The organism is Burkholderia alba (genome assembly GCF_034721475.1).
GTDB classification, from domain to species: Bacteria; Pseudomonadota; Gammaproteobacteria; order Burkholderiales; family Burkholderiaceae; genus Burkholderia; species Burkholderia alba.
The window spans coordinates 228452-252014 of record NZ_JAWJWL010000001.1 but is presented as its reverse complement, the minus strand read 5'-3'; the positions used below and the strand labels follow the sequence as shown (position 1 = coordinate 252014).

The 23563-nt window shown below is 68.4% G+C and carries 17 protein-coding genes and 1 pseudogene; 5 read left to right on the top strand and 13 right to left on the bottom strand.

Annotated features, from left to right (window positions below):
* Window positions 1-31: 31 nt before the first annotated feature.
* Window positions 32-1051, bottom strand: coding sequence for a zinc-dependent alcohol dehydrogenase family protein (locus RZR99_RS01145; RefSeq protein ID WP_323117876.1), 1020 nt, complete (start codon window positions 1049-1051; stop codon window positions 32-34).
* Between the two features lie 126 nt (window positions 1052-1177).
* Between RZR99_RS01145 and RZR99_RS01140 the strand changes: the two genes are divergently transcribed.
* On the top strand, window positions 1178-2086 hold the full coding sequence (locus RZR99_RS01140; RefSeq protein WP_323117875.1) for a LysR family transcriptional regulator: 909 nt from the start codon (window positions 1178-1180) through the stop codon (window positions 2084-2086).
* 16 nt (window positions 2087-2102) lie between these two features.
* Here the strand turns inward: RZR99_RS01140 and RZR99_RS01135 are convergent, their stop codons facing one another.
* Window positions 2103-2543 carry a hypothetical protein gene (locus RZR99_RS01135; RefSeq protein ID WP_323117874.1) on the bottom strand — a complete coding sequence of 147 codons (441 nt, stop codon included), beginning with the start codon at window positions 2541-2543 and terminating at the stop codon, window positions 2103-2105.
* Window positions 2544-2762: 219 nt separating this feature from the next.
* Window positions 2763-3293 (bottom strand): YybH family protein, encoded by a 531-nt coding sequence (locus RZR99_RS01130; RefSeq protein ID WP_323117873.1) that lies wholly within the window; start codon window positions 3291-3293, stop codon window positions 2763-2765.
* Between the two features lie 19 nt (window positions 3294-3312).
* On the opposite strand from RZR99_RS01130, the gene RZR99_RS01125 reads away from it, so the two are divergent.
* Window positions 3313-3837, top strand: coding sequence for a substrate-binding domain-containing protein (locus tag RZR99_RS01125; RefSeq protein ID WP_323117872.1), 525 nt, complete (start codon window positions 3313-3315; stop codon window positions 3835-3837).
* A 285-nt stretch (window positions 3838-4122) separates the two neighbouring features.
* On the opposite strand, the gene RZR99_RS01120 is transcribed toward RZR99_RS01125, so the two are convergent.
* Window positions 4123-4383: a fucose-binding lectin gene (locus RZR99_RS01120; RefSeq protein ID WP_323117871.1), complete on the bottom strand. Its 261-nt coding sequence runs from the start codon at window positions 4381-4383 to the stop codon at window positions 4123-4125.
* A 235-nt stretch (window positions 4384-4618) separates the two neighbouring features.
* Window positions 4619-5494, bottom strand: coding sequence for a lipid A biosynthesis lauroyl acyltransferase (locus RZR99_RS01115; RefSeq protein WP_323117870.1), 876 nt, complete (start codon window positions 5492-5494; stop codon window positions 4619-4621).
* 454 nt (window positions 5495-5948) lie between these two features.
* Between RZR99_RS01115 and RZR99_RS01110 the strand changes: the two are divergent.
* Window positions 5949-6548, top strand: a pseudogene (locus RZR99_RS01110) (GNAT family N-acetyltransferase).
* Between the two features lie 76 nt (window positions 6549-6624).
* Here RZR99_RS01110 and RZR99_RS01105 read toward each other — a convergent pair.
* The 7 genes from RZR99_RS01105 to ansP form a co-directional block, all read right to left on the bottom strand.
* Window positions 6625-7671, bottom strand: a complete 1047-nt coding sequence (locus RZR99_RS01105) for a transglutaminase family protein (protein ID WP_323117869.1) — start codon at window positions 7669-7671, stop codon at window positions 6625-6627.
* Window positions 7662-10265, bottom strand: a complete 2604-nt coding sequence (locus RZR99_RS01100) for a circularly permuted type 2 ATP-grasp protein (RefSeq protein WP_323118025.1) — start codon at window positions 10263-10265, stop codon at window positions 7662-7664. The genes RZR99_RS01105 and RZR99_RS01100 overlap by 10 nt, the downstream gene beginning before the upstream one ends.
* 200 nt (window positions 10266-10465) lie before the next feature.
* Window positions 10466-13873 carry a transglutaminase family protein gene (locus tag RZR99_RS01095; RefSeq protein WP_323117868.1) on the bottom strand — a complete coding sequence of 1136 codons (3408 nt, stop codon included), beginning with the start codon at window positions 13871-13873 and terminating at the stop codon, window positions 10466-10468.
* 154 nt (window positions 13874-14027) lie between these two features.
* Window positions 14028-14969, bottom strand: a complete 942-nt coding sequence (locus tag RZR99_RS01090; protein WP_323117867.1) for a transglutaminase family protein — start codon at window positions 14967-14969, stop codon at window positions 14028-14030.
* 8 nt (window positions 14970-14977) lie between these two features.
* Complete coding sequence (locus RZR99_RS01085) at window positions 14978-15919, bottom strand: alpha-E domain-containing protein (RefSeq protein ID WP_323117866.1); 942 nt, start codon at window positions 15917-15919, stop codon at window positions 14978-14980.
* A gap of 66 nt (window positions 15920-15985) precedes the next feature.
* Window positions 15986-17437 carry a circularly permuted type 2 ATP-grasp protein gene (locus RZR99_RS01080; RefSeq protein ID WP_323117865.1) on the bottom strand — a complete coding sequence of 484 codons (1452 nt, stop codon included), beginning with the start codon at window positions 17435-17437 and terminating at the stop codon, window positions 15986-15988.
* A 107-nt stretch (window positions 17438-17544) separates the two neighbouring features.
* Window positions 17545-19044: an L-asparagine permease gene (ansP, locus tag RZR99_RS01075; protein WP_323117864.1), complete on the bottom strand. Its 1500-nt coding sequence runs from the start codon at window positions 19042-19044 to the stop codon at window positions 17545-17547.
* A 298-nt stretch (window positions 19045-19342) separates the two neighbouring features.
* Between ansP and RZR99_RS01070 the strand changes: the two genes are divergently transcribed.
* Together RZR99_RS01070 and RZR99_RS01065 are read left to right on the top strand one after the other, a co-directional pair.
* Window positions 19343-20329: a LysR substrate-binding domain-containing protein gene (locus tag RZR99_RS01070; RefSeq protein ID WP_323117863.1), complete on the top strand. Its 987-nt coding sequence runs from the start codon at window positions 19343-19345 to the stop codon at window positions 20327-20329.
* A 102-nt stretch (window positions 20330-20431) separates the two neighbouring features.
* On the top strand, window positions 20432-21097 hold the full coding sequence (locus RZR99_RS01065) for a cation diffusion facilitator family transporter (protein WP_323117862.1): 666 nt from the start codon (window positions 20432-20434) through the stop codon (window positions 21095-21097).
* Window positions 21098-21431: 334 nt separating this feature from the next.
* On the opposite strand, the gene RZR99_RS01060 is transcribed toward RZR99_RS01065, so the two are convergent.
* Window positions 21432-23537: a filamentous hemagglutinin N-terminal domain-containing protein gene (locus RZR99_RS01060; protein ID WP_323117861.1), complete on the bottom strand. Its 2106-nt coding sequence runs from the start codon at window positions 23535-23537 to the stop codon at window positions 21432-21434.
* Between the last annotated feature and the right edge of the window lie 26 nt (window positions 23538-23563).

Sequence of the window (23563 nt, the reverse complement as noted above, 5' to 3'; positions counted from 1 at the left end):
GCCCCGCGGCATGCGCGGGGCGACGCCGGATTCACGCGTCGATGCGCATCACCACCTTGCCGAAGTGCTGCCCCGACTCGAGATACGCATACGCGGCGGGCGCCTCGTCGAAACCGAAAACGCGATCGACCGCCGGCCGGATCCGGTGCGCGGCGACCAGCCGCGCCACGTCGTCGAGCATCGTGCGGCTGCCCACCATGACACCATGCAGCCGCCTCACCCCGCCTATCACGGACAGCAGCCCAAGCTCCGGTCCGGCGAAACTGCTCACCCCGCCGATGATCGACACGAGGCCGCCCATCTTCGTCGCCGCCACCGATCGCGGCAGCGTATCGCGGCCGCCGACCTCCAGGACGATGTCCGCCCCCTCGCCGCCCGTCAGCCGCAGCACCTCGTTCTGCCATTCGGGCGTGGCCCGGTAGTTGATCGTCTCGTCGGCGCCCAACTGGCGCGCACGCTCCAGCTTGTCGTCGCTCGACGACGTAATGATCGTGCGCAGCCCCGCCGCGTGCGCCAGCTGCAAGGCGGAGATCGACACGCCGCCGGTGCCGAGCAGCACCACCGTCGCCCCAGGCTTCGCGCCGCCGTCGGCGAACAGCGCGTTCCACGCGGTGATACCGGCGCACGACAGGGTCGCCGCCTCCTCGTAGCCGAGATGCGCGGGGATCGACACCAGCGCGCTTTCCGCGACCACGAACCGTTCCGCCAGCACGCCGTCCACCTGCGCGCCCGGCGATTCGTCGACCTTCCACGGCGCGGGTCCGCCGTCGATCCAGTGCGTGAAGTACGTATTGATCACCCGATCGCCCGGCTTGAAGCGCGTCACGTCGCGGCCGACCTCAACGACCTCGCCCGCGCCGTCGCCCACCGGAATCAGCGGCTCGGTGCCGATGCCGAGATAGTCGCCGCGCGCGAACATCAGATCCCGGTAATTGAGCCCCGCCGCACGCACCCTGACGACGACCTCGGTCGGTCCCGGCGCGCGGGTCGCCGCGTCGCTGCGCGTCAGCCCGGCAACACCGGCGCCCGGCTTCAGTTTCCATGCCTTCATTTCAGCTCCTGCCCGGATAGAAACCGTTATGTTAGTGTTGCCCCCAAGATTACATTGATGAGAATTGGATGACTTACTGTCGCCCGACAAGACACGATCGATGGGCAACGGCAACGGAGCGCCGTCATGGATGAACGATTGAGGGGCGTGGCCGAATTCGTGGATGTCGTCGACGCCGGCAGCTTCGCGGCGGCGGGCACGCGTCTCGGCATCACGCGCTCGGCCGTCGCGAAGATCGTCGCCCGGCTCGAACAGCGCCTCGGCGTGCGGCTGCTGCAACGAACCACGCGCAGCCTGAGCCTGACCGACGAGGGGCAGGCGTATTACGAGCAGTGCCGCCGCGTGCTCGCCGATCTGGGCGCGGCGGAAGCGGCGCTCGACGCCGGCCGCCGCGAACCGGCCGGCCGGCTGCGCGTCACGGCGCCGGTGCTGTTCGGCCGGCAGTGCGTCGCGCCGGTCATGCAGCAACTGATCGAGCGCCATCCGCTGCTCGATATCGAAATGTCGTTCAGCGATCGCATCGCGGATCTGGTGGACGACGGTTTCGACATCGCGATCCGGATCGGTCCGCTGCCGGATCACGCGACGCTCGTCGGCCGCTATCTCGGCGTGCAGCGCATGGGCATCTGCGCGTCGCCCGCCTATCTCGCGCGGCGCGGCAGGCCGGCGAGCCTCGCCGATATCGGCGCGCACGACGGCATCCTCTACGGACGCGGCGGACACATCTCGCCATGGCGCATCCGCGGCGCGGACGGCGACGTGCATGAATACAGCCCGGCCGCGCGGCTACGCTACGACGACCTCGTGGCGATCGCCGACGCGGCCGCCGCGGGCGGAGGGCTCGCCTGGCTGCCGTGCTGGCTGATGGAACCGTATCTCCGCAACGGCCGGCTGACGCTCGTGATGGACAGCGAGAGCGTGCTGGGTTCCGAGGTCCACGCGCTGCGTCCGAAATCGCGGCACATGCCGCCCAAGGTGCGGGTCGCCATCGACGCGCTCGTCGACGCCATCCCGCGCGTGCTCGCGCAGACCTGAGCCGGGCCGGGTTCGATCAATAACCGCGATGATGCTTGTGATGCCGCTTGCCCTTCCGGTAGTCGTGCGAGCGATCGTCCGCATACGAGTTCGAGCGCGACACGTTGCCGCCGAGCGCCGCACCCGCCCCGCCGCCCACGGCCGCGCCGACGAGGCCGCCGGTCCGGCCGCCCATCGCATTGCCGGCGGCCGTGCCGGCACCGCCGCCGAGCGCGCCGCCGATGATGGCGCCCGTGCGCTCGCGGCGATTCGCCGTGACCGCGCCGCCCGCGCCGCCGCCCACCGCGCCGCCGATCACGGCGCCCGTGCTGCCGCCTACCGCGCCGCCCAGCGCCGCGCCGGCCACGCCGCCCAGCGCGCCGCCGAGTGCGTTATTCATGTCGCCGGCCACCGCCGGCAACGACACAGCAGCGCCGAGCGCCGCGATTGCAATGATCCGAATGATTTTCTTCGCCATGGAACAGGTCTGTTGTTTTTGAGACGCAGGCGAGTATAGCGAATCGACGAAAGGTTTTTGTCATTCCTGAAAGCGGCCTTTGTAAGACATGTAACAGGATGGGCGAGTCGCCGGATCGAGGGCCGGGAAGGCCGGCAAAACAAGCGTTTCTTCGGCGAGGCAGGGCCGCCGAGGCAGGCCGCGGCGGGCTCACGCGAACGGCGGCCGCGCCCCGGGCGCTCAGCCTTCGCCCTGCACCGGGTCGGTATTGAAGGTGTACAGCACGATCTTCCAGGCGCCGTCGATCCGGTGCAGCACAAAGACCTCACGGTTGTAGTCCGGCACCTGCCTGCCGTTCTCGACAACCGTGGCGCCCTTGTGATGATGGGTGCGCACCACGGCGGTATCGCCGTACACGTTGATCGCGTCGTACGCGAACGCCGTCTTGAAGGTCGCGATCTTGAACAGGCGCTTGTAGCCGGCGATTTTCTGTTCGCGCATCGCGTAGGCCGTCTTGTCGTCCCACTCGGCCACGCTGTTCTCGCTCGCGAACAGATCGACGATCCCGCTCGCGTCTCCCGCATTGAGCCAGGTCTCGTGCCGGTGAACCACGCCGTACACCTGCTGCTGGACGGCACTCACGGCGGGATCGCCGGAGAGCGGAAGCGCGGCGGTTTCGGCCGCCTTCACGCTCAAGGCGGGGGCTGCGCCCAGCGCGCCGGCCAATGCCAGCGTGACGCATTTCCCGAGTAGCGGTTTTGCTTTTTTCATACGCTGTTTTCCAGCGGTGATGAATGCGCGGGCATCGGCACGCGGTTCCGACACCCGGGCGAGCGCGCCGAGGCACGCGAGAAGCGATCTCCGCCATGACGGCATCGAGATCGCGCTCACGCCGGTCGCGGCGCCGGATCATCCGCTCGCGCGCAAACGCAAGATTGCCCGCGCCACGCTGCAGGAGCACGTGCAAATCGTCCTCACCGACCATAGAGGAAGAACCACCGGGCGCACGTTCTCGGTCTTCGCCAGGCAACGCATCCTCACGGCCGACCTCGGCTCGAAGCACGCCATGCTGCGCGCGGGGCTCGGCTGGGGCTTCATGCCGCACAGCGTCGTGGAGGAAGACCTGGGGATAGGCCGACTGATCGAACTGAACCTGGCCGAGCGCGAGCCGCGCAGCCGGAGCATGCCTCTGTTTCTGATCTACCGGTCGGGACATCCGCCGGGGCCCGCCGGACAGCGGGTGGTGGACAGCCTCGTGCGTGCCGGCAAGAAAGCCGGAGGACGACGCCCGCGCGCGAAACCTTCGGTTTCCTGACGGCTTCCTTCTTCTCGCGGGAAAGCCGTCGCACGCGCAGCCGCATCGAACCGTCGAGCGGTGCTTCGATCGACACCGGAATCCGGGCCTCGCCGTCACGCGGCATCCCGCATGCGCGTCGAGCGCTCCATCGGCACCGCGTTGCCCGACGCCGCATTCGGGGAGATCGCCGATACGGCAACCGCGAGCATCGAAATCAAGGCGATACGGCGTAAAGCAAACGTGGCACTCGCTCTACGCCGTCGAATGCGGAACCGGATTCATTCCGCATATTCCCGAAGGAAATCAGCCGGTGTAAGCGCCTTTGTGCCAGCCTTCACCGTCCCAGCACCATTCGGTCGTCACGTTGCCGCTCGATGCATAGACGCGGATGTGGATCGCGCTGCCGTTCAGCCAGCAGGTTGCCGAAACGTTGTCGCCGGATTGATTGAAGGCACCCGTGTACCAGTCCTTGCCGTCATAGCAACGTTCGGTGATCTTGTTGCCGTTGACCGTATAGACGCGGATCGACGGGGTGGTTCCCCAAGAAATAGCGGCAGTTTGCATTTTCAAACTCCTGACTTGCATTAAGGGATGAGTTCAAACATATCGGTGATCGATAAAGGCGCGTCACCGTGATGAAGCTCATCCAGAGTAGCAAGCGGCCTCGCGAGTGAATACCTACGCATTCTTGTAGGTGGCGAGGCTTGGCAGCATCGCGCGGCACCGCGCGCGGAGCGGACGGCGCGCGTGCCGGATCGCCGCGAACGTCCGGTTTCAATCCGGCTGCATGTCGCGCGGATCAATAAACGCCGGGCGTGTCCGCCGGGCGGCTCTTGAATCTTCGGTGTACCCAATAATATTGGTCCGGCAGGCGCAGGATCTGCTGCTCGAGGAACGCATTCATCGCGCGGGCATCCCGCGTCTCGCAGTCCGACGGATAGTTCTCGAGCGGCTCGAAGATGGTGAGCTTGTATCCCTGGAAATCCGGCAGCACTTCGGTCACGAAGGGCACCACCCGCGCGCCGCCCAGTTTCGCGAGGCGCGACACGGACGTCAGCGTGCAGGCCGGCACGCCGAACAGCGGCACGAACACGGACCCGTCCGCGCCATGATCCATGTCCGCCGCCAGCATCACGGGCACGCCGGAGCGCAGCAGCTTGACCACGCGCTTGGCGCTCGCGCCGCGCTCGATCATCTGCGCGCCGAATCGCCCGCGCTGACGCCGGGCGAACTCGCACAGACGGGAATTCGACATGCGGGTATACAACGCGGCAACCGGCAGATCCATGGAATACAGCATGCATCCCATCTCGATCGCGACGAAGTGAAACCCCATGAAGATCGTCGGAGGCGCGCCCGGATCGAGAAGATCGATTCGGCTGTCGATCCGCACGCGGCGCCTGATCGAACCCGCGCTGCCGAACCACTGAAACCCCCGCTCCAGGTAGCTGCGAATCACGTGCCGGAAATGCGCCCGCGCGAGCGTCTCGCGCTCGGGCTCCGTCCGGTCCGGAAAACACAACCGCAGATTGACGTTGACGATGTGCCGGCGGCGACTCGGTATTTTGTACAGCAGCGCGCCCAGTCCGCTGCCGGCTTTGGCGACCAGCGAGTACGGAAGGCGCGACAGCAGCCACAGAAAGCCGACCAGCAGCCAATAGCCAAACGTTTTCATCGTGATGCTTTGCTGGAGTGACTGCCGATTCGGTACCGTATGCCGGCACGCGGGCAGCAGGAGTGGCGTGGCCAGTCAGCCGGGCGGCGAAACGCGCGCCGTGCATCGCCGGTGCGGCGCGACGCGCTTCTGCCTGAACGGATCGGGCGACTGGATTTCTACGTACGACGGCCGAATTTCATCTCCACAAGCATGGCGATTCAAGCGCGCTGCCGGACCATATCACCCTGCTCCCGTTTTAGATATGTCCTTTTGTAACCGCAGATTATCGACCGGCTCCCCTGGACAACCGGCCCGGGTCGGAGGCAGGGAAATCCCGTATGACGGGTAGAACGACGCGCGCCGACGGCTCGCGGCTTCCGGCACCGGAAGCCGCATCCGCCCCGGACATGAGCCGCCGAATCGCACCTGGGCGCTCTATGATGATCGTTTCGGACCGCGGATCAACCCTTTCATGGACGACGCCCCTCTTCGCCCGCCCACACCCGTGCTGGCCGGCCGGATCGCCGAACTTCATCCGCTGCGCGCGGATCACGCGCCGGCGCTGCTGGCCGCCGCGTCTGACGGCAAGCTCTGGGATCTCACCTTCACCGTCGTTCCCGGCCCCGGAACCGTCGCGCAATAGGTGTCCGCCGCGCTCGAAGGAGAACGCAGCGGCACCGTGATGCCGTTCGTCGTCGTGAGGCGCGACACCGGGCAAGTGGTCGGCAGCACGCGTTTCTGGAAGATCGACCGGATCAACAGAAAGCTGGAGATCGGCCACACCTGGCTGAGCGCCTCGGCGCAGCGGACCGGCATCAACACCGAAGCGAAATACCTGCTGCTGACTCACGCGTTCGACACCATGCGGTGCGCGCGCGTGCAGTTCACCACCGATGAATTGAACGAGCGCTCGAGAGCGGCGATCCTGCGCATCGGCGCGAAGCAGGAAGGCATCGTGCGCCACGAGCGCATCATGCCGGACGGCCGGAAACGCAATTCGGTGCGCTTCAGCATCATCGACCCGGAATGGCCGGACGTGAAAGCCATGCTGCTGCGGCGCCTCGAACGATGAAGACGCTGCGCCCCCCGACGAGCGCCGGCCGGGCCGCGCAGGCGCCCGACGCAGGACCGCGCCCCCGCCTCGCCGGCTACTCGCTCCCCACGGGCGCCACGGTCACCCCCACGGTCAGCACCTGATCCGCGCCGCCGCCGCGAATCACTCCGCGCAGCGGCGTGACGTCCGCATAATCGCGGCCGATCGACAGCATCACGTAGTCGTCGCCGGGCGTGCGATCGTTGGTCGGATCGAGCTGCAGCCAGCCCCGATCCTCCGGCCAGGCCGGGTCGTACACCTCGACCCACGCATGCGACGCGTCCGCGCCGATCAGCCGGGGCTGTCCCGGCGGCGGCTGCGTCAGCAGATAGCCGCTCACATAGCGCGCGGCCAGACCGAGCGAGCGCATCGCGCCGATCATCACGTGCGCGAAGTCCTGACACACGCCCTGCTTCAATTGCAGCGCATCGAGCGCACTCGTCGTGACGTCGGTGCTGTTCGGCGCATAGGCGAAATCCGCGTGAATCCGCCGCATCAGATCCCAAGCCGCCTGCGCGAGCGGCCGCCCGGGCGTGAAGCTCGCCGCCCCGTAGGCGGCCAGATCCGGATGGCAGGCGACGTGCGGCGACGCGAACACGAACTCGCTCGCAGGATCGAACGGCCGGCCCGCCCGATAGCTGAGGCGGTCCCGCACCGCTTCCCACGCGCTCGCCTGCCCGGCCGCCGGCGCGGCGATCGCGCGCGGCGGCTCGCCGCGCTTGCCCGCCGACAGCGCGGCGGGCGTCACCCGGACCAGGCTGCGGCTTCGCACGAACAGCTCCTCGTGCGGCAGATTCAGCGCGAACGAGGTCCGCTGATTGCCGAACGAATCCGTTTCGACGCTCAGGCTCTCCGGCTCGGGTTCGATCTCGAGCGCGAATTCGAGCACCTGCTGCCGCGCGGTCTCGAGCGGCCTGAGCCGCGCCTGATGCTGCGCGGACTCGACCCGCGCCGCATAGCGATACCGCGTATCGTGCGTCACGCTCAGCAGGCGGCCCTTCGGCGCGGCCGGCGCGGCGACGGCCGGCTGCGACGGCCCCTGCGCCTTGCGCGTGCGTTCGGCGCCCTTCGCCTTGTCCGATGATTTCGCCGTCAGCCCCATAGCGCCCTGCCCGCATCCCTGACGTGGCTGAAGTAGCGCTCGCCGATCCGGTTCGACAGCGCCCGCACCGCATCGCCGCTGCCCTGAAGATGAGCGAGCAGCGACGGATAGCCGCCGCCGGCGTCGGTCTCGCACAGCGCATGCAGCGGCCACTCGCCGATATCCGGCATCCCCTCCGCCAGTTCCGACAGCGCATAGCCTTCGCTGCGCTCGACCTTCGACAGCCGCCCGCGCAAGGTCTGCGCGACCCACGCGAGCGAGCGCGGATTGTCCCGGTCGAGCACCAGCAGCGCGAGCAGCGGCGCGACATCGAAGCAGCGCTGGAATCGCGAGCGAAACGTGATCGTGCTGTCGAACAACTCCAGCACGAGTTCGAAGACGTCCTGCTTGGACACGGCGCCGTCCTCGAACGCGCTCTTCAGCACCCCGGACAAAAATTCGATCCGGTCGATCTGCCGGCCGATCGACAGCAGGCGCCAGCCGTCGTCGCGCGTCATGTTGTCGGTCTGCGCGCCCGTGATCGCGGACAGCAGCAGGTTCAGGCGGTCGAGCAGCTGCAGCGCGTCGTTGCCGAGCTGTTCCTCCGGCTCGACATCGTCGCGGCCGCTTTCGTCGAACAGCTGCGTCGCATCGTCGATCAGCCGCCATTGCTCGCGCGACAGGCGCTCGCGAATCGCGGCGGCCGCGCCGCGCATCCCGAACAGGCAGGACGCGATGCCCGACGCGCGGTCGGCACGGTGCGACAACGCCAGCGACAGCGCCTGCTGGAAGACCTGCGGCGCCTCGGCAGCCGACGGCGTCTCGGCCGGCAGCAGTCCGTTGTCGCGGCACAGGGCGTCGAGCAGATGCAGGTGCGCGGAACTCTCGACGTCGTCCTCGCCGCGCAGCCGTTCGAGCGCCGCGCGCGCGAGCCGCGTCAGGTTCGCCGCGCGCTCGGTGTAGCGGCCGAGCCAGAACAGGTTCTCCGCCGCGCGGCTGGAAATCGTCCGCGGCCGCTCGACCAGATCGTCCGGGCCGAGATGCGTCTGCAGCAGCGTCGTCGAGTCGACCGGGCCTTCCGTCATCACCCAGGTATCGATACTGCTGCCGCCGTGCGGCATCGGGGCATTGAAGAGCGTGTCGCGGCTGCCGACACGCGACAGGCCGCCCGGCAGCACGCGCCACACGCCCGCGCCGTCGACCAGCGCGAACACCCGCAACAGCACGGGGCGCGGCACGATCCGGGCGCCGCCGTCGCCGGCGCTCGCGCGGCCGGGCCAGGTCGGCGCCTGCGACAGCGGCAGATCGGACTGGATCGTGTAGTGCGCGGGCTGCTCGGCGATGCGCGCGCGCCAGTCCGCCAGTTGCTGCGGCGCGAGCCGCGCGCCGATCACCGGGTCGAAATACCCGCCCGCCTGCACGCCCGCCGGAAAACTCGGCCTGACGATGCCGCGCGCGAGAAGCGGCAGCGCCTCCTGGCAGGCCGCCGGCTCGCCGCACCACCACGACGGCACCGCCGGCAGCGACAGGGTTTCGCCGAGCAGGCTCTCCGCGAGACGCGGCAGGAAGCCCAGCACGCCCGGCGATTCGAGGAAGCCGGAGCCCGGCGCGTTCGCGAGCAGCACGTTGCCCGCGCGCACCGCCTGCAGCAGCCCGGGCACGCCGAGCATCGAGTCCGGCCGCAGTTCCAGCGGGTCGAGCCATTCATCGTCGACGCGGCGCAGGATGCCGTGCACCGGCTCCAGCCCGCGCAGGGTTTTCAGGTAGACGCGATTGTCGCGGGCCGTCAGATCGCCGCCTTCGACGAGCGTCAGGCCGAGATAGCGGGCCAGATACGCGTGCTCGAAATACGTCGCCGCGTGCGGCCCCGGCGTCAGCAGCACGATCCGCGAATTCTTCCGCGCGGGGCTGAGTGCCTGCATGCTCTGCAGCAGCGCGCGATAGCTCGCGGCGAGCCGCTGCACGCGCAGCCCGCGAAACGCGCGCGGAAACAGGCGCGACACGATCACCCGGTTCTCGAGCAGGTAGCCGAGGCCGGACGGTCCCTGCGTATGCTGCGCCATCATCCGCCACTGGCCGTCCGGCCCGCGCGCGAGATCGAACGCCGCGACATGCAGCCAGGTGCCGCCCGGCACCGTCGCGCCGCACATCGGCCGCAGGTAGCCCGGATGTCCGGTCACGAGCGACGGCGGCAGCAGAGCGCGCTGCAGGATCGTCTGCGGGCCGTAGATGTCGGCGAGGATCGCATTCAACAGACGCATCCGCTGCAGCACGCCGCGTTCGATCGTCGTCCAGTCCCGCGGAGTCAGGATGAGCGGCAGCAGGTCCAGCGACCACGGCCCCACCGCGCCGTCGCCGGCGCGCGTCTCGTGCAGCTGGTACGCGAGGCCGTTCTCGCGCATCCGGCGCTGCAGCGCGTCCGCGCGGCGATCGAGGTCGGCGAAGCCGACGCTGCCGAGCTGCGTGAAGAAATCGCGCCACGCGGGCGCGAGCGAGGCGGTCCGCAGCGCCGCCGCGCCGCCGCGCAGTTCGTCGTAGCGGCCGGTAACGGCGGGCGCCGCGAGCGCGGCGCCCAGCTCAGCGGCGTCCGAACCCGTCTCGAAGAGCGTATGCATGGCGTCGTCGGCAGCCAGATCGTCGTGGGAAAGAGGCAACACAGTATCGGTTCGTCATGGGCGAGCGGACAGGTCCACCGGCGGGGCGCGATCGCTCGCCCGCCGCCGGCCCCGCTCATTCAGGCCGCATCCTAACATTCCCGTCCGGCGCGGCCGCGCATCCGTCATCGTACGCTCTCCTGACGGCTGTCCGCGTCGCCTCACCGGCACCGCAGGTCCAGCGTGAAAGGGAATTCGCGGCTCGGCGCCGCGGGCGCCGCCGTCATCCGGCCGGGCGTGTGCCCCATCGACACGAAGCGCGCGAGCCGCCGGCTTTCCGCCTCGTACGCGTTGACCGGGAACGTCGCATAATTGCGCCCGCCCGGATGCGCGACGTGGTACTGGCAGCCGCCGAGCGAGCGCTGCATCCAGGTATCGACGATGTCGAACGTCAGCGGCGCATGCACGCCGAGCGTCGGATGCAGCGCCGACGGCGGCGCCCATGCCTTGTAACGCACGCCCGCGACGTACTCGCCGACGGTGCCGGTCGGCTGCAGCGGCAGCGCGACGCCGTTGACCGTCACGACGTGGCGGTTGTCGTTGAGCCCCGTGACGAACACCTCGAGCCGCTCCAGCGACGAGTCGACATAGCGGACCGTCCCGCCGGGCGCGCCCTCCTCGCCCATCACGTGCCACGGCTCGAGCGCGCCGCGCAGGCTCAGCTGGATGCCGCGCACCGCGATCTGGCCGTACAGCGGAAAACGGAATTCGAAGTGCGGCGCGAACCACGCCGGATCGAAATCGAAGCCGGCGTCGCGCATCTCCGTCAGTACGTCGTCGAAATCCATCCGCAGGAACGCGGGCAGCATGAAGCGATCGTGCAGCCCGGTGCCCCAGCGGGTCAGCGCAACCGTGTACGGCGCGCGCCAGAAGCGCGCGACCAGCGCGCGCAGCAGCAGTTGCTGGACGATGCTCATCCGCGCGTGCGGCGGCATCTCGAAGGCGCGGAGTTCGAGCAGGCCGAGGCGGCCGGTCGCCGAATCCGGCGAATAGAGCTTGTCGATGCAGAACTCGCTGCGGTGCGTATTGCCCGTCACATCGATCAGGATGTTGCGCAGTACGCGATCGACCAGCCACGGCGGCATCTCCTGCCCGTACAGCAGCGTGTTGCGCTGGATCTCCGCGAACGCGAGATCGAGTTCGTAGAGCTGGTCGTTGCGCGCCTCGTCGACGCGCGGCGCCTGGCTCGTCGGGCCGATGAAGAGCCCCGAGAACAGGTAGGACAGCGACGGATGGTTGTGCCAGTAGCCGATCAGGCTCGCCAGCAGGTCCGGGCGGCGCAGGAACGGACTATCGGCGGGCGTTGCGCCGCCCAGCACGAAGTGATTGCCGCCGCCCGTGCCGACGTGCTTGCCGTCGACCATGAACTTCTCGCTCGACAGCCGCGTGCGAAACGCCGCGTCGTAGAGGAATTCGGTGTGCTGCACCAGTTCGCCGAAATCGTGCGCGGGATGGATGTTGACCTCGATCACGCCCGGATCGGGCGTGACCTGCAGCATCTTCAGCCGCGCATCGCGCGGCGGCGGATAGCCTTCGAGCACGAGCTTCGCTTCGAGCGAACGGGCCGTCAGCTCGACCGCGTTCAGCAGCTCGAGATAATCCTCGAGCGCGGCGAGCGGCGGCATGAACACATACAGCACGCCGTTGCGCACCTCGACGCACAGCGCGGTGCGGGTGACCCCCGCGGCCGATTCGAAACGCGCCGGCGCGCGTTTGAGCGCGTCGAGAGACGGCGTCTCGCCGTCGGCCCCGGCGCTCGCCTGCATCACGGTGCGCGCGGCCGGCGCGCCGCGCGGCCCGCCCAGGTAGCGCGGCGCATCGCCCGCGCTCAGATAGCGCGCGCGCAACGCGTCCGCGCCGGGCAGCGCCGGCTGCGGCGCGAACGGGTCGCGCTCGATCAGATACGGAAAATCGGCGCGGCTCACCCACGGCAGGGAATCGAGCGGCAGCCGGTAGCCCATCGGCGAATCGCCCGGCATCAGGTACATCCGCTCGTCGCGGAAGAACCACGGCCCGGTTTCCCAGCGCGGCCCCGACAGGCCGGGATTCGTCTCGAGCGGCTTGAGCGGCAGCACGTAGCCGATCACGCTGTCGAGCTTCCGGTCGAACACCTTGCGCAAGCGCGCGCGCTCGAGTTCGTCGTCGAGCCGCGAGTCGAACGGATCGACGTTGACCGGCAGGCGCCGCTCGCGCCACAGGTAGTACCAGACGTCCTCGTAGCCGGGTTCGATGTGCGCGGCGCTCAGGCCGAGCCGGGCCGAGAGCGAGTGGATGAAGCGTTCGGCGTCGGCCGTCGTGTACGGCGACGGCTCGCGCTCGTCGGCGAACAGCGCGGGGTCGTGCCAGACCGTTTCGCCGTCGGCGCGCCAGAAGATCGACAGCGCCCAGCGCGGCAGTTGCTCGCCCGGATACCACTTGCCCTGCCCGAAATGCAGGAAACCGCCTTCGCCGTATTCGTCGCGCAGCTTCTGCACGAGCGAGGTCGCATAGCCGCGCTTGGTCGGTCCGAGCGCATCGGTGTTCCATTCCGCGCCGTCGCGATCCTCGATCGACACGAAGGTCGGCTCGCCGCCCTGCGTGAGCCGCACGTCGCCCGCGGCAAGCGCCGCGTCCACGCGCTCCCCGAGCGCCAGCACGTCGCTCCATTGCGCATCGCTGTAGGGCAGCGTGACGCGCGGCGATTCGTAGATCCGCGCGATCGCCATCTCGTGCTCGAACTCGACTTCGCAATCGTCGATCATGCCTTCGACCGGCGCGGCGCTGGTCGGCTGCGGCGTGCACGCGAGCGGGATATGGCCTTCGCCCGCGAGCAGCCCCGAGGTCGGATCGAAGCCGATCCAACCCGCGCCCGGCAGATACACCTCGCACCACGCGTGCAGATCGGTGAAATCGACCGAGGTGCCGCTCGGGCCGTCGAGCGACTTGACGTCGGGCGTCAGCTGGATCAGGTAGCCGGACACGAAGCGCGCCGCGAGGCCGAGATGGCGGCACAGCTGCACGAGCAGCCAGCCGCTGTCGCGGCACGACCCGGACGCGAGCCTCAGCGTCTGTTCGGGCGTCTGCACCCCCGGCTCGAGCCGCACCAGGTAGCGGATGTCGTTCTGCAGCTGACGGTTGAGCGCCACCAGGAAATTCACGGTGCCGGCGACCGTCCGGTCGACCGATGCGAGGTAGGCGCGGAACGCGGGCGATGCGCTCGTCTCCGGGTCGCATGCGAGGTACGGCGCCAGTTCCTGCCGCACCGCCGCGTCGTAATCGAACGGGAAGCGTTCCGCGCGCTCCTCGAGGAAGAAATCGAACGGGTTGTAGACGGACATCTCCGCGACCAGATCCACGGTGATCTCGAAGCGTGTCGTCTGCTCGGGAAACACGAGCCGCGCCATGTAGTTCGCGAACGGATCCTGCTGCCAGTTGACGAAGTGCTGCGCCGGCTCGACGCGCATCGAGTACGACAGGATCGGCGTCCGGCAATGCGGCGCGGGCCGCAGCCGCACGACCTGCGGCCCGAGCGTGATCAGGCGGTCGTAGCGGTAGCGGGTGGTGTGATGAAGCGCGACGTGGATGGACATGGCTTGGCCGTTCGGTTCAGGTTGAATGGGACGAGCAGCGCGCGGCGCATCGAACCGATGCCGCCGTGCGCCGCGTCCGCGCGGCGCGCTTCGTCGCCGTGCGAACGGAATCGGGCCGGGGCGCGCGCCACCCGCTGCGCGCGGCCGGACGCACTCAGACGAGTTCCGGCGACTGGATCACGCTGATCTCGACGGCGACCGGCACCGCGCCGGGGCCGGAGACCGGCATCGTGTCCCGATAGTCGAGGCCCGTCGCGATCCGCACGTAGCGCTCGTCCGGACAGCGATTCATGAACGGATCGAAACCGACCCAGCCGAGCCCTTCGACATACGCCTCGGCCCATGCATGGCCCGACGGCGGCTGAGTGGCGGTGACGGCCGGCCGCTGCGGCGCCTGCTGCACCAGATCGCCGGCGCGCTGCGACATGCCGTCGGCATCGAGCTGCATCTGCTGCGACTGCTGCATCGCGCCGCTCGACTGGTGCATCGCCTCGGCCATCCGCTGCATCGGTCCGTCCGTCATCAGGTAGCCCGACACATAGCGCGCCGGCACCTTCAGCGCGCGCGCCACCGCGATGAACGCGTGCGCATGGTCGCGGCTCGTCCCTTCGCCGCTCTGCAGCGCGGTTTCGGCATCGTTCGACAGATCGGACGCGGTCGGCGCGTAGGCGATCCGCCCGTGCACCTCGGTCATCAGCCAGTGCAGCGCATCGAGGCTCCGGTTCTCGATCGGCAGCGCGGCGGCCAGTGCCTTGATCGCATCGCCCGCGCGGGTCAGATCGGTTTCGCGCTCGAAGATCCACGGCGGCGCGTAGCCTTCGACGTGACCGACGATGCCCGCGCGATCCTGCGTCTCGACCACGCCCGCCGCGATGATCACGATCTCCGGCTTGTCGCGCTCGTGGCGGACGAGATCGGTGCGATTGCCGAGACCGTCCGCGTAGGTAAGCGTCGGCTCGACGCCGCCGATCGTCACCTGCCAGGCGCGCACGGTCTGCCCGGGTCCGGTCTGCGGCCGCAGCCGCAGGCGCTGCAGCACGTAGGCGGCGTTGTCATCGAAGCGATAGTGCGAGATATGGCGGATAGCAAGTCGCATGATGGCTCTCAATCGAAGTTGTAGGCTTGGGCGATCTCGACGCCGAGGCTGTTGTTCCGGGCGATGAAATCGGTAAGGAATTCGTGCAGGCCGCTCTTGAAGATCCGTTCGACCGAGTTGTCCGCCAGCGTCTGCTGGATTCTGGCCGCCGTTTCGTGACAGCCGTGCGTGAGTCCGTAATCTTTCGCGAGATGGCCGAGGCTGTTCACGATCCGGCCGTACGAAAACCGCAGCGAGCGCGGCATCCGGCCGTTGAGGATCAGGTAGTCGGCGATGTTGAGCGGCTTGTACTGCACGTCGTACACCCAGCGGTACGACCGGTGCGCGGCCACCGAGCGCAGGATCGACTCCCACTGGTAGTTGTCGAGGATCGTGCCGACGTGCGACACCGACGGCAGCAGCAGGTGGTACTTCACGTCGAGAATCCGCGCGGTGTTGTCCGCGCGCTCGACGAACGCGCCGATCTGCGCGAAATCGAAGATCTCGTTGCGCAGCATCGTGCTGTAGAAGCTGCCGAGAATCAGCGCGGTTTCGCGCTTGATCTCGTCGAGGATCGCCGGCAGCTCGCTCGGCGCGATCGGCTTCGCGAGCGCGCGCTTGAGCCCGAGCCACGCGCTGTTGACGCTCTCCCACGCCTCGCGGGTCAGCGCGGTGCGCACCATCCGCGCATTCGAGCGCGCGTATTCGAGGCAGGACATCACGCTCGACGGGTGGTCCCGGTCGCGCAGCAGGTATTCGGCCACCGCATCGGCCGTGTAGGTGTCGTGTTTCTCCCGGTAGCCCTCGTCCGCGCCCGAGCTGACCAGCACCGACGACCACTCGGCGGGTGCGTCCGCCGTGCGCGTCAGCGCCATCCTCAGGCCCGCGTCGACGATCCGCGCGGTGTTCTCCGCGCGTTCGATATAGCGAAACATCCAGTAAAGCCCGCTTGCCGTCCGTCCAAGAAGCATGTGTCGTCCACTCCGATCGTTGTTCCGCCCGGGCGCGCGCCCATGGCGCCGCGCCCCCGCACGCCGTCAGTCGGCGAGCACCCAGGTATCCTTGGTGCCGCCGCCCTGGCTCGAATTGACCACGAGCGACCCCTCCTTCAGCGCGACGCGCGTCAGGCCGCCCGGCGTGATACGAATCCGGTCCGACACCAGCACGAACGGCCTCAGGTCGACGTGGCGCGGCGCCAGCCCCTTCTCGGTCAGGATCGGCGTGGTCGACAGCGCGAGCGTGGGTTGCGCGATGTAGTTGGCGGGACGCGCGCGCAGCTTCGCCGCGAACGCTTCGCGCTCGGCCCGGGACGACGCGGGGCCGACCAGCATCCCGTAGCCGCCGGAGCCGTGGACCTCCTTCACCACCAGCTCCTCCAGGTGTTCGAGCACGTACTTGAGGCTGTCGGCCTCCGCGCAGCGCCAGGTCGGCACGTTCTCGAGCAGCGCCTTGCGGCCGGTGTAGAACTCGACGATCTCCGGCATGTACGAATAAATCGCCTTGTCGTCGGCGATGCCGGTGCCGGGCGCGTTCGCGATGGTGATGTTGCCCGCGCGGTAGACATCCATGATCCCGGCGACGCCGAGTACCGAATCCGGCCGGAACGTGAGCGGATCGAGGAACGCGTCGTCGAGCCGGCGGTACAGCACGTCGATCGGCCGGAAACCTTCCGTGGTGCGCATCGCGACGCGGTCGCCCACCACCTGCAGGTCGCTGCCCTCGACGAGATGCACGCCCATCTGATCGGCGAGGAACGCGTGCTCGTAATACGCCGAATTGTGGATGCCGGGCGTCAGCACGGCCACCGTCGGGTTGTCGGCGTTGCCGCCCGGCGGACAGACCGCGGCGAGCGACTGGCGCAGCAGCTGCGGGTAGGTCTCGACCGGCCGCACCTTGACCTGCTGGAACAGCTCGGGGAACAGCTGCATCATCGTCTCGCGGTTTTCCAGCATGTACGAGACGCCGGACGGCGTGCGCGCGTTGTCCTCCAGCACGTAGAACTGATTTTCCGCGGTCCGGACGATGTCGACGCCGATGATGTGCGTGTAGACGTTTCCGGGCGGACGGAAATCGATCATCTCGGGCAGGAACGCGCTGTTGTGCGCGATCAGCTCCCTGGGCACGATGCCCGCGCGCACGATTTCCTGGCGGTGATAGATGTCGTCGAGGAACGCATTGAGCGCCATCACGCGCTGCTCGATGCCGAGCGACAGCCGATTCCATTCCTGTCCGGAAATAATCCGGGGCACGATGTCGAACGGAATCAGCCGTTCGGCGGCTTCGGCGTCGCCGTACACGGCGAACGTGATGCCGGTCTTGCGGAACACGCCCTCGGCGTCGTGCGCCTTCTGGGCCAGGCTGGCCGGGTTCTGGGAATCGAGCCATTGCTTCAGGCGCGCGTAAGGCGCTCTGACGTTATCGCCGGATTGCAGCATTTCGTCGAATGGCTTCATTGAATTTCTCCATCGTTTTTGCTCGGCATCGCACATGCCGGACCGGCGTATAGAGTATTGAGCAAAGAGCGTGCCTTGCGCTAGCGGGTTTCTTCATCCGGATTAGCACTGAGACGCGGCACGCCGCACCACGGCGGTGCGCGCTACCGTTCGTCATCCTCCAGAATGCTCTGCGTCAGCGCAACCGACGGAATGGTCGGCTTCAGCATCGTGCGGCTGGTGCGCCGGCGCACCCAGTGCCAGCCGAGCACCAGCAGCAGCGCGACGAGCGGGATCGACGCGACGGTCCAGGTGCCGTTCGGATAGTCGAACGCCATCATCACGATCACGCCCGCCAGGAACAGCAGCGTGAGCCACGCGGTCACGGGCGCCCCGGGCATCCTGAACGGCACGTCCTCCACCTCGCCGCGCGCGACCGCGCGCCGGAATTTCATCTGGCATACGACGATGAACCCCCAGGTACTGATGATCCCGAGCGACGCGATGTTCAGCACGATCTCGAACACGCTCGACGGCACCAGATAGTTCAAGACCACGCCGACCACGTAGATCGCGACCGTCACCAGAATGCCCGCGTAAGGCACCGACTGCGCGCTCATCCGTCCGAGCAGCGCGGGCGCCGAGCCGCCCATCGCGAGCGAGCGCAGCACCCGGCCCGTCGAATAGAGCCCGGAATTCAGGCTCGACAGCGCGGCCGACAGCACCACCACGTTCATCACCGAGCCGATGCCCGGCACGCCGAGCGCGCCGAAGAAGGTCACGAACGGGCTCTGGCCGGCTCTGTAAGCACTCCATGGCAACAGGCAGACGAGCAGCACGACCGAGCCGACGTAGAACAGCGCGATCCGCCAGATCACGCTGTTGATCGCCCGCGGCAGGATCCGCCGCGCATCCTTGCACTCGCCCGCCGCCGTGCCGACCAGCTCGACGCCGGCGAACGCGAACACCACACCCTGGATTAACACGAACGCGGGCAGCCAACCGTGCGGAAACACACCGCCGTGCTCCGTGATCAGGTGCAGGCCGGTCGGATGCCCGGCAACCGACAGGCCGGTGCCGACGATCGCGACGCCCACCAGCAGGAACAGCGAGATCGCCGCGACCTTGATCAGCGCGAACCAGAACTCCATTTCCGCGAACCACTTCACGCCGATCAGATTCATCGCGGTGACGATCAGCAGCGCGCCGAGCGCGAAGAGCCACTGCGGCACGCCGCCGAAGGCCCCCCAGTAATGCATGTACAGCGCGACCGCGGTGATGTCGACGATGCCCGTCATCGCCCAGTTGAGGAAGTACATCCAGCCCGCGACGAACGACGCGCGCTCGCCGAGGAACTCGCGCGCATACGACACGAAGCTGCCGCTGCTGGGCCTGTGCATCACCAGCTCGCCCAGCGCGCGCAGGATCAGGAACGAGAACACGCCGCACAGCAGATAGACGACCGCGAGCGCGGGGCCGGCCGTCTGCAGCCGCGCGCCCGCGCCCAGAAAGAGCCCGGTGCCGATCGCGCCGCCGATCGCGATCATCTGCACCTGGCGGTTGCCGAGCGTCTTGTGGTATCCCGCCTCGTGCGATTCAAGCCAATCCTTGCGGCCGGAATCGCCGGCCGTCGGGCCGGCCGGTTGCTGATCCAGTGTGGACATCGTGGTGCTCCCTGTCGAATGCGGATGAGCCGCCCGGCGCGTGGCGCGACGGGGCCGGCGCGCGGTCCGGCCGGTTCCGGGCATGACGCCGGAGACCGGGGCTGACCGTCCGGTCAGGTCCGGCCGGACAGGAAACGGTATGCAGCCGTATTTATGCGGGCAACGCCCATGCATATTTCGACTGACACCCATCGAAAAAAAACATCGGTATGCTTGAAGCCCGGCGCGGTAGGCTTGAGCCTGTGCGCAAACGCGCCGCCGTTCGGCGCGCGCCGGTAAAAGAACAGCGAAGATCGATATGGAAGCAAAGTGGCTGGAAGATTTCCTGAGCCTCGCGGACACCAAGAGTTTTTCCCGCGCAGCCCGCAACCGGCATCTGACGCAGTCGGCCTTCAGCAGGCGCATCGCCTCGCTGGAAAACTGGATGGACGCGAAGCTGGTCGACCGCAGCGTCACGCCGATCACCCTCACCCCCGCCGGCCAGATGTTCCGCAGTCTCGCCGCCGACATCCTGCGCAGCATGTATGCCGCCCGTAATCTGGTGAATGGCTACGACCAGTTCGCCGAGAGCGATCACGTCGTGCGCTTCGCGGTCGCGCATACGCTCGTCTTCACGCTGTTTCCGGAATGGCTGAAGCGGCTGAACCGCGACTTCGGCAACGTCACCGCGCGCGTGAACGCGGTGAACGTGCCGGAGGGCGTGCAGCAGCTCGTCGAGGGCGAATGCGACCTGCTGCTCGGCTATCACCATCCGCAATTGCCGATCGTGCTCGATCCGAATCACTTTCCGTTCGTCAATCTCGGCGTCGAACGCATCCTGCCGGTCTCGACGCCCGATGCCGACGGCCGTCCGCAGTTCCAGCTGCCCGGCACGCCGGGCAAACCGCTGCCGCTGCTTGCCTATTCGTCCGGCGCGTTTCTCGGCAACGTCGTCGAGATGCTGCTGCTCAACGCGGCGGAGCCGTATGTGATGCACCGCTGCTTCGAGACGCACATGTCGGAGGCGTTGAAAGGCATGGTGCTGGCGGGCCACGGGATCGGCTGGCTGCCCGAGAGCTGCATCGCGAAGGAGCTGGAGGACGGCAGCCTCGTGCGGGCGGGGGCCGGCGAATGGGTGACCGAACTGGAAATCCGGCTGTACCGCTCGGCGCGCAAGCGCGGGCTCGCGGCCGAGCAGCTGTGGTCGTTCATCATCAACCGGCCCGCCGAACCGGCGGCTCGGGCCGGTGCGGCGGGCGGCAGGACGCGTGCCGCGCGGATCGCGGCGGCGGCCGAGAAAGTCTGAGCGCGCCGGCCTCGCCGGAGGAGGCGCGACGCCGGGTGTCACGGACTTGCCACTCGGGGCCGGTACTGTCTTGACTCTTCCCACAAGACAAGCCAAGCGGCCATGCAGAGTCCGTTGCATGCATCACCTGTTCCCTACCCGGCCATTACCCGGGCGCTGGCCGCCGGACTGTTCGTCAACCTGCTGGTGGTCGCCATCCAGCTGGGCGCGGCGTGGTCCGCACACTCGTCGGGCGTGCTAGCCGACGCACTGCATGCAAGCATCGATCTCGGCGCGGACGCGCTCGTTCTGCTGGCGTGCCGGCTCGACGCCCGGCTGCCGGTCGGACAGCGGCCGACTTACGAACCGCTTGCGCTGTTCGGGCTCGGCGTGCTGCTGGCCGGCACCGGCCTCGAGATGATCTGGCTCGCGGCCACCCGCATCGGCACGACGCCGGTGGTCAGCCCCGACGGCCTGACGCTGGTGCTGCTGATCGCCGCGCTGCTCGTCAAGGCCGGCCTGTCGCGCTGGCTCCGGCGGCAGGCGCGCGTCACCGGATCGACGCTGCTGGAGGCAAGTGCGTCGCACGTGTGGGCGGATGCGTTGTCGTCGCTGCTCGCGACGCTGGCGATCGCGGGCGCGCTGGCCGGGTTCCGGCGTCTCGACGATCTAGTGGCGATGGCGATCGGCGCGGTCATCATCAGGACCGGTTACGGATTCCTGCGACGCGGCCTGATGGGGCGGGCCACCCCGGCGCTGTTCGGCGAGCGGGCCGCGCAGCGGCAGTGACGGTTGCGGCCGTGCGCGGCGCGCCGTTGGCCGCGCCGGACGGGTTCTTCTATTCGGATACGGCGCATGCCGCATGGGCCGGCGGCATCGGCGGCCGCCCATTCCGTTCCGCGAATGGCGGTCGGGGTGACTCGGCTCCGGGCGGCGCCCCCCCCGGCTCTTCCATACACGACTGTGCTGCCGGCTTGCCGGGCCATACAAGATGACCCGGGCCATCATCGGACGCGGGCCGCACCGGGTCGAAACGCATACCCGCCGCCCGGGGTTCCCGTCGGGCCGAGGCGCCGTCCTTACCGGTGGATCCCATCCCCGCGCCGATAGATGTCATGCCCGCTTATTCGAAGGTCACGTAAGGCAAGTTGCGCTCGCTGACGTACGGCTTCATCCACGCCGGCAACACGATCGTGGGAACCGGCACCTTGACCGGCGGGACGACGACCGGGGGCGTCGGAGGGGTCACGACCGGGGGAACTACCACCGGCGGTTCGACTACCGGAGGCTTAACCGGCGGCTCGACTACTGGCGGCTTAACCGGCGGTTCGACCACGGGCGGCTCAACCGGCGGTTCAACCACCGGCGGCTCAACCGGCGGCACAGGGTCGGGCTTGACGAACTGCTCGATCTCGCCAGGGCCGCTGACCGCCCCGTCAACCGTGACCGCCCCCGCGCTGCCGACCCGCGCACCCTGGAGATTCTTCAGGTTGCCGCCGACCTTGACGGCCTTCTCTCCCCACAGTTCGCCGGCGTTATCCGCGCCGCCGCCGATACCGAGCACCCCCCCGCTGTCGATCCGGCCGTCTTGCCGGTTGATCAGGCCGCCGCCGATTCGGATCGACGCGTTGCCTCGCAGTTGGCCGGCATTATCCGCCGCGCCGCCGATATCGATCGCGCCGCCGCTGTCGATTTCGGCGCGTTGCCGGTTGACCAGGTTCCCGCCGATCGTGGTCGACGCTGCGCTTCGCAATTCGCCGGCGTTATCCGCCGCGCCGCCGAGACTGATCGCGCCGCCGCTGTCGATTGCGGCGCGGTGCCGGTTGAGCAGGATCCCGCCGATCGTGGTCGACGCTGCGCTTCGCAATTCGCCGGCGTTATCCGCCGCGCCGCCGATACTGATCGCGCCGCCGCTGTCGATTTCGGCGCGTTGCCGGTTGAGCAGGTTCCCGCCGATCGTGGTCGACGCTGCGCTTCGCAATTCGCCGGCGTTATCCGCCGCGCCGCCGATACTGATCGCGCCGCCACTGTCGATCCGGCCGCCCTGCCGGTTGGTCAGGCTGCCGCGGATCGAGACCGCTTCCCTACCTCGCAACCTGCCCGCATTGATGGCGCTCCCTTCGATCGCGAGATCCTTGTCCGATTGCAACGACGCGCCGTCGGCCACCTCGACATCGTTCTGAATCGACACCCGCTCCGCATGCACCGTGCCGCCGTTGCGCAGATTGCCCGCGACCGCGAGCCCGCCGTTGCCGGCCATGCGCGCGCTCCGGCGCGCGGCGTCGTCCGGCGCGCCGGTCACCTCCTTGCCGTTGATGACGATCCCGCGCGTCTTCGAAACCTCGAGGTCGCCCGCCACCACGTCCACCTTGCCCGCGACGTTGACGCCGACGCCCCGCGACTTGCCGACGAGCGTAATCGCATTGGCGTGCATGCTGCCCAGCCTCGACACGTCGAGCAGCACGTCCGGCACGTCGCCGTCGGACGGCGCACTGCCGGCCTTCTCCCGGTACGTGACACGGTCGCCGTCGAACGCCACGTTGCCGTCGATCGCGACCGCCGCGAGTGTCCGCGCCCGCAGATCGGCATTGACGCGGATCGATTGCCCGACGAGATCGAGCTGAGCGACGTTGCCCGCATCGAGCCCGGCCCCGTCGATCGCGACCCGGCCGCGCGTGTCGAAACTCGCGATGCCGCCGTCCTTGTCGAACACCGGATTGCCCGCCGCCAGCGTCACGCGCGTCGCGTTGATGAAGCTCGCGCCATCCGTGCCGATGCCGTTCGGATTCGCGACGATCAGGCGGGCGGCCGGGCCGGCGATCTCGGTCGCGCCTTGCAGCCGCGAAACGCCGGCGCCCGTCACTTCATTGAGGATCACGCTGGCCGACGTTCCGCCCAGTTGCGTGTTGCCGTCGATGCGGCCGCCGAGCTGCGTTTGCACCGCCGTGCTGCTGTTGTTGAGGATCAACCCGTTCGGGCCGACCTGGTAGTCGGTGAAGCGGTTGTGCGATACGCCCGCGCCGTTCGGCGCCACGATGTTGACGATCGGCGTGCCGTTGACCGCGGCGATGCCGGGCTGTTGCGCGGCGCTCGGGTCCGGTGTCGGCGCGGATTGCGCAAGCGCGGTGTGTGCGGCAAGGGCCGGCAGGACGAGCGCGAACGCCATCGCCAGTTTCGTGCCCTTGAACGGCAGGCTGCGAGGCGAGTGGCAAGGCATTTTGTTTTTCATGGATATTCCAGACTCATTGAAAAGAC

Coding starts and splice junctions, on each gene's coding strand:
- RZR99_RS01145 (WP_323117876.1), bottom strand. CDS start 1,051: ATGAAGGCATGGAAACTGAAGCCGGGCGCCGGTGTTGCCGGGCTGACG.
- RZR99_RS01140 (WP_323117875.1), top strand. CDS start 1,178: ATGGATGAACGATTGAGGGGCGTGGCCGAATTCGTGGATGTCGTCGAC.
- RZR99_RS01135 (WP_323117874.1), bottom strand. CDS start 2,543: ATGGCGAAGAAAATCATTCGGATCATTGCAATCGCGGCGCTCGGCGCT.
- RZR99_RS01130 (WP_323117873.1), bottom strand. CDS start 3,293: ATGAAAAAAGCAAAACCGCTACTCGGGAAATGCGTCACGCTGGCATTG.
- RZR99_RS01125 (WP_323117872.1), top strand. CDS start 3,313: ATGAATGCGCGGGCATCGGCACGCGGTTCCGACACCCGGGCGAGCGCG.
- RZR99_RS01120 (WP_323117871.1), bottom strand. CDS start 4,383: ATGCAAACTGCCGCTATTTCTTGGGGAACCACCCCGTCGATCCGCGTC.
- RZR99_RS01115 (WP_323117870.1), bottom strand. CDS start 5,494: ATGAAAACGTTTGGCTATTGGCTGCTGGTCGGCTTTCTGTGGCTGCTG.
- RZR99_RS01105 (WP_323117869.1), bottom strand. CDS start 7,671: ATGGGGCTGACGGCGAAATCATCGGACAAGGCGAAGGGCGCCGAACGC.
- RZR99_RS01100 (WP_323118025.1), bottom strand. CDS start 10,265: ATGCATACGCTCTTCGAGACGGGTTCGGACGCCGCTGAGCTGGGCGCC.
- RZR99_RS01095 (WP_323117868.1), bottom strand. CDS start 13,873: ATGTCCATCCACGTCGCGCTTCATCACACCACCCGCTACCGCTACGAC.
- RZR99_RS01090 (WP_323117867.1), bottom strand. CDS start 14,969: ATGCGACTTGCTATCCGCCATATCTCGCACTATCGCTTCGATGACAAC.
- RZR99_RS01085 (WP_323117866.1), bottom strand. CDS start 15,919: ATGCTTCTTGGACGGACGGCAAGCGGGCTTTACTGGATGTTTCGCTAT.
- RZR99_RS01080 (WP_323117865.1), bottom strand. CDS start 17,437: ATGTGCGATGCCGAGCAAAAACGATGGAGAAATTCAATGAAGCCATTC.
- ansP (WP_323117864.1), bottom strand. CDS start 19,044: ATGTCCACACTGGATCAGCAACCGGCCGGCCCGACGGCCGGCGATTCC.
- RZR99_RS01070 (WP_323117863.1), top strand. CDS start 19,343: ATGGAAGCAAAGTGGCTGGAAGATTTCCTGAGCCTCGCGGACACCAAG.
- RZR99_RS01065 (WP_323117862.1), top strand. CDS start 20,432: ATGCAGAGTCCGTTGCATGCATCACCTGTTCCCTACCCGGCCATTACC.
- RZR99_RS01060 (WP_323117861.1), bottom strand. CDS start 23,537: ATGAAAAACAAAATGCCTTGCCACTCGCCTCGCAGCCTGCCGTTCAAG.